Annotated in this window: 8 protein-coding genes; 2 read left to right on the top strand and 6 right to left on the bottom strand. The window is 45.9% G+C overall.

Going from position 1 to position 11435, the window contains the following annotated elements; genetic code table 11:
* Window positions 1-38: 38 nt before the first annotated feature.
* Both carA and H6S82_RS05940 read right to left on the bottom strand, forming a co-directional pair.
* On the bottom strand, window positions 39-1199 hold the full coding sequence (gene carA, locus H6S82_RS05945; protein WP_190462169.1) for a glutamine-hydrolyzing carbamoyl-phosphate synthase small subunit: 1161 nt from the start codon (window positions 1197-1199) through the stop codon (window positions 39-41).
* A gap of 32 nt (window positions 1200-1231) precedes the next feature.
* Window positions 1232-1393, bottom strand: coding sequence for a hypothetical protein (locus H6S82_RS05940; RefSeq protein WP_190462167.1), 162 nt, complete (start codon window positions 1391-1393; stop codon window positions 1232-1234).
* An 18-nt stretch (window positions 1394-1411) separates the two neighbouring features.
* Between H6S82_RS05940 and H6S82_RS05935 the strand changes: the two genes are divergently transcribed.
* The gene (locus H6S82_RS05935) at window positions 1412-2293 is read left to right on the top strand and encodes a retropepsin-like aspartic protease (RefSeq protein WP_190462165.1); all 882 of its coding nucleotides are present in this window, start codon (window positions 1412-1414) and stop codon (window positions 2291-2293) included.
* Window positions 2294-2431: 138 nt separating this feature from the next.
* Here H6S82_RS05935 and trpD read toward each other — a convergent pair whose 3' ends face one another.
* The gene (gene trpD / locus H6S82_RS05930) at window positions 2432-3523 is read right to left on the bottom strand and encodes an anthranilate phosphoribosyltransferase (RefSeq protein WP_190462163.1); all 1092 of its coding nucleotides are present in this window, start codon (window positions 3521-3523) and stop codon (window positions 2432-2434) included.
* Between the two features lie 400 nt (window positions 3524-3923).
* Here trpD and H6S82_RS05925 point away from each other — a divergent pair, with 400 nt between their 5' ends.
* The gene (locus tag H6S82_RS05925; protein WP_190462161.1) at window positions 3924-7631 is read left to right on the top strand and encodes a PAS domain S-box protein; all 3708 of its coding nucleotides are present in this window, start codon (window positions 3924-3926) and stop codon (window positions 7629-7631) included.
* Between the two features lie 349 nt (window positions 7632-7980).
* Here H6S82_RS05925 and H6S82_RS05920 read toward each other — a convergent pair whose 3' ends face one another.
* The 3 genes from H6S82_RS05920 to hisG all read right to left on the bottom strand — a co-directional run bounded on the left by H6S82_RS05920 (window position 7981) and on the right by hisG (window position 11349).
* Complete coding sequence (locus H6S82_RS05920) at window positions 7981-9810, bottom strand: ABC transporter ATP-binding protein (RefSeq protein ID WP_190462159.1); 1830 nt, start codon at window positions 9808-9810, stop codon at window positions 7981-7983.
* Complete coding sequence (locus H6S82_RS05915; protein ID WP_190462156.1) at window positions 9807-10610, bottom strand: class I SAM-dependent methyltransferase; 804 nt, start codon at window positions 10608-10610, stop codon at window positions 9807-9809. Before H6S82_RS05915 ends, H6S82_RS05920 begins: the two co-directional genes overlap by 4 nt.
* A gap of 94 nt (window positions 10611-10704) precedes the next feature.
* Window positions 10705-11349, bottom strand: a complete 645-nt coding sequence (hisG, locus tag H6S82_RS05910; protein WP_190462155.1) for an ATP phosphoribosyltransferase — start codon at window positions 11347-11349, stop codon at window positions 10705-10707.
* Between the last annotated feature and the right edge of the window lie 86 nt (window positions 11350-11435).

Below are 11435 nucleotides of genomic sequence, written 5' to 3'. Positions count from 1 at the left end.
CCCGCTCCCCCACTCCCTCTTCCCCTAGCCCCTAATCCCTAGCCCCTAGCCCCTGCTTTACGCGACTCGCGCATCTGTTGGACAAATTGTTCAAACAGATAATCGGCATCGTGGGGGCCAGGGCTGGCTTCTGGGTGGTACTGCACCGAAAACAGAGGTAGGTTTTTGTGACGCAATCCAGCGACTGTACGATCGTTCAAGTTGAGGTGCGTAATTTCCACTTCCCCATCGGGCAAAGTATCGGGGTCGATCGCAAAACTGTGGTTTTGACTCGTAATTTCTACCTTTTGGCGCAGACCTGCGGGTTGATTTAAACCGCGATGTCCGAATTTGAGCTTGAAAGTTTCCGCACCCAAGGACAGACCGAGAATTTGGTGTCCCATACAGATACCGAATACCGGTTTTTGGCTATTCAGCAGCGCTTTGGTAGTTTCGATCCCTTCTGTGACCGCTGCGGGGTCGCCCGGGCCGTTGGAGAGAAAAATGCCGTCCGGGTTATATTTGAGAATTTCTTCCGAAGGTGTATCTGCGGGAACGACGATGACTCGGCAACCGAAACTGGCCAAACGCCGCAGAATATTCCGCTTCACGCCAAAATCAAGCGCTACAACGGTAAGGCGTTCCTCTTCACTCGATTGGGTAGCTGGGTTAAACTCCCAAACAGAAGTAGTGGGATCTGACCATTCATAGGTCTGGCGAGTAGTTACTTCTCGCACCAAATTTAACCCGTTCATGTCGGGGGCTGCTTGTACCTCTGCCAATAATTCGGCGGGATCGAGAATTTCTGTGGAAATTCCACCGTTCATAGCGCCAAATTGCCGAATCTTGCGGGTAAGGGCGCGGGTATCGATGCCGTAAATACCGGGAATATTGTACTGTTTGAGGTAGTCGGGTAAAGATTGAGTAGAGCGCCAGTTGCTGGGTCGGGTCGTGATGTTGCGAGCGATCGCACCCCGCACTTGGGGCCGATCCGATTCTTCGTCCTCTGGATTAACGCCGGTATTTCCCAATTCTGGATAAGTAAAGGCCACAATCTGACCGCAATAGCTGGGATCGGTCAGCACTTCCTGATAGCCCGTTATGCCGGTATTAAACACCACTTCCCCTATCGTTGTTCCCATAGCACCGAAAGACCAACCACGATAAACGGTGCCATCTGCCAGCACGAGCAAAGCCGGTTGAGCATCAAAGAGGGGCATAGTTTTTTAGACACAGACTAGGAGCGATGCTATTATTGCACGACCGTTCCGTAGGGTGTGGGTTTTAGATGCTGATTGTGTTGAGATGCGATCGCATTTCCGATCTTGGCAAGACTGAAGCTCAGTTTCCAAAACCCCTTCTCTATAAAGGTTAAAGTGGAAGCGGCGGTACAAGGAAAAAGTTTTTCAGGCAAAATAAATTAAATACTAATATGCCAAAATTATCTCGCCCCACTGCATTACCGATATTGCTTTTTGGCACGATCGCACTTATTAGCGTTGCTTGTAACAATAATAACTCTACTACCAGTCCTAGCAGCAACGCCCAACCAACTGTAACCCCTGCTACCACTCCAGCGTCAACAACTCCCGTTGCCAAACCGATATCTTTGGCAGCGAAGACAACTACTAGCGCTGTACCCCAATCGGATACTTACGAACAAGCGCTTGTCAAAGCTGCCAGCGCCAACAGTATCAGCCAATCTGCCAGTTCTCAAGATGACTGGCAGATTGTCAGCAACAAATGGCAGCAAGCGATCGAATTGCTCAAAGCTGTACCCGCTGCCAGTCCTAAGTATGCGATCGCCAAAACAAAGTTAAAAGAATACCAGCAGTATCTCGACTACGCACAATCGCGGGCAAATCCCGGTTCTAAGCCAGTGTCTGCTATTTCCAAATGTACTGGCAAGCCACAAAAAAGCTCCACAATAGCAGCCGGAACTGTGTTTCGAGTTCCCATCAAACGCCGAGAAGGTGGCACGGTGGTAGTTGATGTTAACTTTTTCAGCTTGGGGCTCAAACAAACCCACGAAATGATTTTGGATACGGGGGCTAGCGGTACTGTGATTACTCCTGTAATGGCATCGGCATTGAGGGTAAAACCCATCGGCTTCGCCAAAGCTAATACTGCCAGCGGTCAGGGGGTAGTGTTTGGCGTTGGTTGTATCGATTCTATGGAAGTGGGGGGTGCTTCAGTTAGGAATATACCAGTAGCGATCGGCTCAGCGCTAGATATCGGATTGCTGGGACAAGACTTCTTCGGCGGCTACGATATCACCATCAGAAATAACGTGGTGGAATTCCGCCAGCGTTGAGGGCGTCGGGGTTAGGGAAAAGGGGAGTGGGGGAGTGGGGGAGTGGGGGAGCGGGGGAGTGGGGGAGCTGAAGAATAAATCTTTTCCCTTTTCCCCCTAGCCCCCAGCCCCTAGCCCCTTTTCCCTAACCCCGACGCCCTAATTGAGGAACTGAACTAATTGCTCCAGCTTCGACCAGGCAGCACCGCTAAGCAAAATATCTTTAGCAACAGAAATACCTTTGGTATGGTCTCCCATCGGAATCGAGTCGCCAACTTGGAGTGCTAAGGCAGCATTCAAAGCGACTACTTCATGTTGTGCCTGAGTTCCCTTTCCTTGCAACACCGATCGCAAAATTTCGGCATTTTCCCGCACATCGCCACCGCGTAACTCGCCTATCGGGGCTGGTGTCAAACCGAGTTCTTCGGGATTTAGGGAAGATATCTGTACTTCACCTTCAGAGAGTACTGCCAGATCGGTCAAATCTCCCAGACCGGCTTCATCTAGTTTTTCTCGTCCGTGTACGACAATGGCTTTTTGCGTACCCAAGCTAAGCAAGGCGTGAGCGATAGTTGCTAACAAGTTTGGTTCGCACACGCCAATTACCTGACCTGTGGGTCGTAAGGGGTTGACGAGTGGGCCTAATAAATTAAATATCGTTCGCACTTTTAAGGTTCGTCGCAGGGGGGCAACTACTTTGAGGGCTGGGTGCCAACCGGGTGCAAATAAAAAGGTAATGCCGACTTCGGATAATGCCGCCTGTACTCGATCGCTTGTAGCATTCAAGTTGACGCCCAAGGCTTCCAACACATCAGCAGAACCCACTCGGCTAGAAGCCGAACGATTACCGTGTTTGGCAACCCGCACTCCGGCTGCTGCTGCCACAAACGCCACAGCAGTGGAAATATTAAATGTTGATGCACCATCTCCGCCTGTACCGCAGGTATCGATGATGGGAATTAGGGATTGGGAACCTTCCCCCGCGAGCGACTGAGTTTGCAGTACCTGGGCCATGCCAGCTAATTCTTCAGTGGAAACGCCTTTAGCTTGAATGGCGGCTAAAATCGCTCCGGATAAGACAGGTTCGATCGCCTCGTTCAGCCATCCTTGCATTAAATGGGATGCTTGTTCAAAAGATAGGGATTGTCGATCGAGCAGCTGTTGCAGCAAGCTAGCCCAGCTAAGGGACGACTCGGTTGCCGTCGCTCCATCGGTGGTGTTTTTGGATACGGATAATGGGGTATTAGTCATAAACATATAATTTTAGTTCAAAGTTACGCTGTTTTCTAGAGCTTTAATTTAACTGCAAATTCACTTGAAGATCTTTGCGATTATTTTGGAAATTCATGTTTAGAATGATATTTTAAGTCGGCAAGATTGAATTATCGGCTAATTACAAGTGAGTAACAAGTAAGATTATTTTTTACGTTAAACAAAAAATTACAGGGCCTTGCTGGTCATGGGTGGGCTCGCCTGGGAAACTAACGTAATAATCGAAATTTAAAGATATCCTTATAATTAATAGGCTTCATCTGTGACAGAAATCACATAAGAACTGTTGAAGATAGATATATTACTAGAGAAAAGATTTTTTTCGCTAATGGACAAGCCTGTCTTTATCTGCCAAAGATTAATAGCTAAGTAATAAATAATGGCTACCCAAGAACAGGAAAATAGCAAGAAGGAGTGCCAGAGACTGTTGGCATTGCTAGACGAGAGCGAAAACCGATTTCGCCTGATGGCTGATACAGCTCCTGTAATGATTTGGACGTCTGGGGCAGACAAGCTTTGTAATTATTTTAACCAAGTCTGGTTGGAATTTACCGGACGCCATCTAGAACAGGAGCAGGGTTACGGTTGGTGGGAAGGGGTTTATCCGAAAGATCGCCAGCAGTGTTTGGATACCTATGTTAAGGCTTTTGATACCCGTCAAAAATTCGAGATCGAATATCGACTGCGGCGTGCAGATGGAAAGTACCGCTGGATTTTGAATACAGGCGTACCAAGGTACTACCCAGACGGCAGCTTTGCCGGTTATATCGGCTCTGCAATCGATATTACCGATCGCAAGCTCTCGGAAGCAGCGCTGAAATCCGCAAACGAAGTATTGGAAATCAAAGTAAAAGAGAGAACGGCTCAATTAAACCATACGATCTCACTATTAAAAGAAGAGATTAAGGAACGCCGACGAGTCGAAGAAGCATTGCGACAGAGTGAGAAACGCTTTCGCTCTATTGTTGACCAAGCTGGAGATGCTTTTTTTGTACAGGATGGAGAAGGGAAAATCATTGATGTTAACCAGCAAGCTTGCGATAGTTTGGGATACACTCGCGCTGAGTTATTTAACTTGTCAGTATCCGACTTTGAGGTGAGTATCCAGCTGGAGGAAATGAAAAAAACCTGGCAGCAAATAGTTCTGGGTGAAACTCATACCGTGAATGGGATTTACCGACGCAAAGACGGCGCAACTTTCCCAGTTGAGGTGCGATTGAGTAAGGTTGAGTGGGGTGGAGATCGCTATATCCTTGCCATAGCTAGAGATATCACCGATCGCCAACAAGTCGAACAGGTACTCCGGGAAACTGAAGAGCGATTTTTGAGCCTGCTAAAAGCTTTACCTGTGGGCATATTCCGCACCGATCCGCAAGGTAATTGTTTGTACGTGAACGATCGCTGGAGCGACATCACGGGGTTGAGTCTAGAAGTAGCACAGGGAGAAGGTTGGGCGCAAGCGATCCATGAAGACGATCGCGAGCGAGTTTACCGAGAATGGTACGAATCTGCACAAACCAATTCACCTTTTAAATCCGAGTATCGCTTTGTGCGTTCCGATGGTTTGGTAACTTGGGTATTGGGTCAATCAGTCCCGGAAATGGGAGCCGAAGGAGTAATTAGCTATGTTGGGACGCTGACAGATATCAGCGATCCTAAAAGAGTTGAAGAAGAACGCGATCGCTATTTCAATCTATCGCTGGATATGATTTGTACCGCCGGTTTTGACGGTTATTTAAAGCAACTTAACCCTGCATGGGAAAAAAGCGTTGGTTTCTCAAGCGAGGAACTGCTGGCTAAACCTTACATTGAATTTGTGCATCCAGAAGATCGGCAAGCAACTATCCGCGAAGCCGAAAAAATTGCTCTTGGTATTAACATTTTGTCCTTTGAGAACCGTTGGCTTTGCAAAGATGGCTCCTATAAATGGTTTTTGTGGCAAGCGGTGCCATTTCCCGAACAGCAAAAAATGTATGCAGTTGCCAGAGATATAACTGAACGCAAACAAACTGAGGAAGCATTGCGATCGAATGAAAGAATATTACAGGTGATTTTCGATAGCGCTTTTCAGTTTATGGGGTTGATGACACCAGATGGCACTCTCATAAAAGCAAATCAAACAGCATTGGATGCTATTAAAGCTGAGCCCAAAGATGTTATCGATCGCTTGTTCTGGGAAACCCCCTGGTGGTCTGGAAATTCAGAAATTGGTAACCGTTTGCAAACAGCTATTAGCGAAGCTGCACAAGGTAAATTCGTGCGTTACGAAACCGAGGCACAAAATCATGAAAATCAAGTGATAATTGTTGACTTCTCGATCAAGCCTGTGTTTGATGAGACAGGAAAAGTAGTTCTTTTGATTCCGGAAGGTCGCGACATTACGGAGCGCAAACAGGCAGACTCAGAACGTCAACAATTAGTAACTTTAATCGAAAACAGCACCGATTTAATTGGTATTGCTTCTCTGGAAGGAAAGCCTATTTTTCTAAATCAATCTGGCCTAAAGCTGCTGGGATTGCCAAATTTTGAAGAATTGGCAAACATGAATATAATCGACACCTTTATGCCGGAAGATATTAATGAAGTGCAGCAGCAGATTATACCGACTGTTCTGGAAAAAGGTTATTGGCAGGGAGAATACCGATTCAAGAATCTTGAAACTGGCGAATCGATTCCCGTCGATTACAATCTGTTTGTTCTGAAAAACCCACAAACAGGACAACCGCAGGCTTTGGCAACGATCAGTCGCGATATTAAAGAGCGCAAGCAAGCAGAAGAAGCTTTGCGGGAGAACCAAATCCGCTATCAACTACTAGCACGAGCTACAAATGATGCTATTTGGAACTGGAATTTGGCGACAGGTGAGGTGGAGTGGAACGAAGGTATCCAGACGCTTTTTGGTTATGCAATGGCAGATGTGGAACCTACTGCTGCTTGGTGGTACGAACACATACATCCAGAAGATAGGGAAAGAGTTGTTAATGGCATACATCATGCGCTTGAGAAAAAAGAACAAGTGCGGTCAGATGAATACCGATATTTAAAAGCTGACAATTCTTATGCTTTGGTGATCGATCGCGGTTTTATTGCCTGTGATGAGCGAGGCAATCCAGTGCGGATGGTTGGCTCAATGATGGATATTACCCAACGCAAACAATCGGAAGAAGCTTTGCGACGATATTCAGAGGAATTGCGCCAAAGAACTCAGGATTTAGAGCAAACTTTGCGCGAATTACAACAAACTCAAGCTCAACTTATCCAAACTGAAAAAATGTCGAGTTTGGGTCAGTTAGTTGCTGGCGTCGCTCACGAAATTAACAACCCGGTCAGCTTTATTTACGGCAATATTACTCCAGCATCAGAATATGTTGAAGATATTCTGCGATTGCTAAAACTATATAAGCATTACTATCCCAATCCGGTAGAAGAAATTCAAGAGCTTGTTGAAGAAATCGAGCTAGACTTTTTGCTGGAAGACTTACCGAAGATACTCGCATCTATGAAGATGGGAGCCAACCGCATTCGCGAGATAGTCCTGAGTTTACGGAACTTCTCGCGTCTTGATGAAGCGGAAATGAAGGATGTCAATATTCACGAAGGTATAGATAGTACGCTCCTGATTTTGCAAAATCGTTTTAAAGAGATAGGAACACACGCAGGCATTCAAGTTATTAAAGAATATGGCAATCTACCTAATATTGATTGCTATGCGGGACAACTCAATCAGGTATTTATGAATATCATTACGAATGCGATCGATGCTTTGGACGAGTGGAATAAGAAGCGATCGCTAGAGGAAATTAAGCAACATCCCAGCTTTATTCACATTCGCACAGAAGTATTCAATAAAGATCGGGTAGCTATCCGTATTAAAGATAACGGTTCCGGCATGACAGAGGAAATACGCCGTAAATTATTCGACCCATTTTTTACCACAAAACCTGTCGGGAAAGGCACTGGTCTGGGATTATCGATTAGCTATCAAATTGTGGTGGAAAAACATCGCGGAAACATATATTGTATTTCCGCGCCAGGACAGGGTACGGAGTTCGTAATTGAAATTCCGATTCGACAAAAATCTGTCTGATGCTGTTGTGCGATCGCTTGCATCTCCCAAATGAAAGTATCGCTTTTAGGAATAAACCCATCATACTACTGAGTTGGAAGTGGCTATTTCCAACTAAGATTAAACTAAAGTTAAATTTTCGCTCTTCTGTACTTACCTGTTGTCTTTACATCTTTTCACATACTGGCGTCTATTGACGCCCACCTACTTAGCGATCTTTTTGTAGGTTGAGTTAGTGAAGTGAAATCCAAGGCAAAAGTTGGGTTTCGTACCTCAACCCAACCTACAAAGCTGGAGTAGGGAAAAATTGCAAATTTTAGATTGCAGATTGAAATAAATCTAAAATCCAAAATCCAAAATCGAAAATTGATTAAGTTCCTAACATCTGCAACTTGTACAAACTGGCATAAAGTCCTTCTTGGCGCACTAATTCCTCATGACTGCCGGATTCTACAAGTTGTCCCCGCTTGAGTACTAAAATGCGATCGACATTGCGAATAGTAGAAAGTCGGTGCGCGATAATAATCGCAGTACGTCCTACCAGCAAATGTTCCAAAGCTTCTTGAATTAATGCTTCTGTCCCCACATCCAAGCTGGCAGTTGCTTCATCCAACACTAATATGCGAGGATTGCGGATAGCAGCGCGGGCAAAGGCTAGGAGTTGTTTTTGACCGCCAGAAAGATTTGTACCTCGTTCCCGCAACTCGGTGTCGTATCCTTGAGGTAACTGTTCGATAAACTGGGCTACGTTAGTTTGTGCTGCGGCGGTGCGAATTGCCTCAAACGAGTAAGTTTCTCCCAGGGTGATGTTGCTTTTCACATCACCGGCAAACAGAAATCCATCTTGCAGGATAACGCCCATGTGACGGCGCAGTTCGATTTGAGGTAAGTCTCTGATATCTACTCCATCAAGAAGGATGCGACCTTGAGTTGTTTCGTAGAGACGACACAAAAGACGAATGATCGAACTTTTACCGGCACCTGTGGGGCCAACTAACGCTACTTTTTCGCCCGGATGGATGGTGAAATCTAAATCTTTGAGAACGTATTCATCAGTTTTGTAGCCAAAAAATACGTTTTCAAAGCGAATTTCTCCGCCTTCTACTCCCCGTGCTGGCGGTAAGGATTTGGGATGTTCCGGATCGCGAATTTCGATTGGTTCATTTAAAATGTCGGTGATGCGTTCGACGGCGGTAAAACCTGCTTGAATTGAGGTGAATTTTTCGGCTAATTGGCGCAAGGGATCGAAGAGGCGTTGCGCGTACAAAATAAAGGTGGATAAGATGCCAAAACTAAAGTTATTTTGCATGACAAACCAGCCGCCCAGCCCCAGTACGCCTGCGATCGCAACTAAAGAAATCCACTCCAGCGTTGCAGAAATAGCCGAGTCGTGAAAGATGGTTTTGTCTACTTCGGTGATATAGCGTTTGTTGATAGTCCGAAATAGTTCCGCATTAAATTGTTCCCGCCGGAACAACTGGACTATATTAATACCAAGGATGTTTTCTTGCAGGGTGGCGTTAAGGGCGGAAAGTTCTTCCCTCGCTTTATAATTGGCCATGCGGTATTGATGCTGGAAATAGACGATCGCAAACGATACCGGCACTAGCATTAACACTAGCATCAAAGCTAGCTGCCATTGCAATAAAAACATGGCAACCGCAATTACCACAATCGAAAACAAGTCGCTGACAATGCCGATCGCACCTGTGGAAAAAACATCTCCCAGCGCTTCCACATCGCTGGTGAGGCGTGTAATCAATTTTCCTACGGGGGTGCGATCGAAAAAGCGCACTGCTAGAGAGGTGACGCGCTCGAACAAATCCTTGCGAATGGCGGCGGTGATTTGCTGACCTACTTTTTGTACCGTATATGATTGAGTGCTGACAAGTAGTATGCGGACAGTTACAGTTACTAACAATAAAACGACCAAGATATTAAACGCCTCTGCAAAGGGGCGATTTTGCAGAAATGCAAACGTTGTGTTTTCTTGGCGGATTAAAGATATCGCTTGTCCGATTACAATCGGTTGCACAGCACCAGAAATCGATACCGGTATCAATAATGCGATCGCCAGCGCCAGCAAACGGCTGCTTTGGCGAGCATAAGGGACTAGACGCAGGAACAATCTCCAGTCACTTTCTTTCGGACGCGATCGCTTATTTGCCAAATCCTCTCTCAGCGGCGATGAGCTTGTCATGAGATAGATGTCTCTACTTTTGTGGCTTCCACTTCTAATTTCACCATAGGCATATACACCAAGCCATCCCCATTCGGTGGGTTGAACTGAATGTATGCCTCCGCTAGCTCATCAATAATGTCTGCACGTAAATCTTCCGGCAACTTTTCCGTCAGGGGTAGCCATGTAGTCCGCAGCAATCCTTTAAATCCTTCTTTGCCATCAAAAATCATATTTGTCGTTATTGCTTCTACCCTATTTGATTTTAAGCCCACCTTTTCCAGCATTTCCTTGTATTCATGAGCTTTGTACAAACCAAATGGTGAAGTTAGTTCCTGGAAATAGTTTTTCCATTTGACCTGACAGATTACTTTATCTACCACCATTCGCATACAGGTGTCATCTGTTTTTCCAGCTAACAAAAGCTGCGTTTTTCCATGTGGCTTCAAGCTTTTTTCGATCCCTTCCAAAACCGGGATATGATTATTAATCCAATGCAGACAATTAAACGAAACGATCAGGTCAAATTGATTCTCCAAATTGAGGTTTGTTGCATTCTTATACTCAAATCTCAGATTCGGGAAATCGCTCTTAGGAAACTTTTGTCGAGCGAAGTCGATCATTTCTTCAGAACCATCTATTCCCGTAACCGATCCATCCGGTACAAGGGTAGCAAGTTCTGCTGTAATTTTACCATCTCCGCAACCAATATCGAGAATATTTTCATTCCCTTTCAGGTCGAGTTTGGCGATAAACTCCCTTGCCAACCTTTGCTGTTCGGAAGAATTTCTGTGGTAATCTTCAGCATTCCATTTGTACATAATCTTTTAGGTTGCCCTTGTTAAGTTTGTTGATGGGAAACTAACCTCCATACTTTTATTTCTTCCACAAGGTTGGCAATAATTCTGGCAAAAATCAAACCAAAGATAGAGTTTTTTCTCTTAGTCCTTCTACCCAATGGTAGAGGTTATCGGTGTTGAGCCGATAACTGAGGGGATGGGCAATCAGTCGCGCCGTACTTTCAAACAGAACTTCCATCTCCACTAAGCCATTTTCTTTGAGGGTGCGTCCGGTCGATACTAAGTCTACGATCGCTTCCGACATTCCTGTAATTGGCCCCAGTTCCACCGAACCGTACAGTGGCACGATCTCTACGGGTAAATCCAGATTGTCAAAGTATTCGCGGGCACAGCGGACAAACTTGGAAGCAACTCGACCGTGAGGAGGCAATTCCAATGCAGACTGATAAGGACTCGAAGATTTTACCGCCACCGACATCCGACAGCGACCGAATTCCAAATCAGCTAAGTGCGCTACTTGCGGTTGTTTTTCTCGCAGCACGTCATAACCGACTATTCCCAATTGCGCTTGTCCGTATTCCACATAAACTGGCACATCCTGCGCCCTAACGAGCAAAGCTTTCGCCGTCCCGGTGGGGTTGTGAATCTGGAGTTGACGCATTTTCGGATCGAGAAAAGCACTAAAGTCGAGTCCAACTGCTTGTAGCAGACGGATGCTGTCGGTGAGAAGTGCGCCTTTAGGTAATGCAACGGTAAGCATAGGGGCTAGGGGTTAGGGGCTAGGGGTTAGGGAAGAGGGAAGAGGGAGAGGGAACAGAGAAGAGGGAAGGGCGAAAAGGGAAAAGG

Source organism: Planktothrix sp. FACHB-1355 (assembly GCF_014748295.1).
Classification (GTDB): Bacteria; Cyanobacteriota; Cyanobacteriia; order Cyanobacteriales; family Aerosakkonemataceae; genus Aerosakkonema; species Aerosakkonema funiforme_A.
The sequence above is the reverse complement of the archived record's forward strand: the minus strand, read 5'-3'. Positions and strand labels throughout refer to the sequence as shown.

Excerpts from the sequence above, each read along its gene's own strand:
- carA (WP_190462169.1), bottom strand. The coding sequence starts at position 1,199 with ATGCCCCTCTTTGATGCTCAACCGGCTTTGCTCGTGCTGGCAGATGGC.
- H6S82_RS05935 (WP_190462165.1), top strand. The coding sequence starts at position 1,412 with ATGCCAAAATTATCTCGCCCCACTGCATTACCGATATTGCTTTTTGGC.
- trpD (WP_190462163.1), bottom strand. The coding sequence starts at position 3,523 with ATGACTAATACCCCATTATCCGTATCCAAAAACACCACCGATGGAGCG.
- H6S82_RS05925 (WP_190462161.1), top strand. The coding sequence starts at position 3,924 with ATGGCTACCCAAGAACAGGAAAATAGCAAGAAGGAGTGCCAGAGACTG.
- H6S82_RS05920 (WP_190462159.1), bottom strand. The coding sequence starts at position 9,810 with ATGACAAGCTCATCGCCGCTGAGAGAGGATTTGGCAAATAAGCGATCG.
- H6S82_RS05915 (WP_190462156.1), bottom strand. The coding sequence starts at position 10,610 with ATGTACAAATGGAATGCTGAAGATTACCACAGAAATTCTTCCGAACAG.
- hisG (WP_190462155.1), bottom strand. The coding sequence starts at position 11,349 with ATGCTTACCGTTGCATTACCTAAAGGCGCACTTCTCACCGACAGCATC.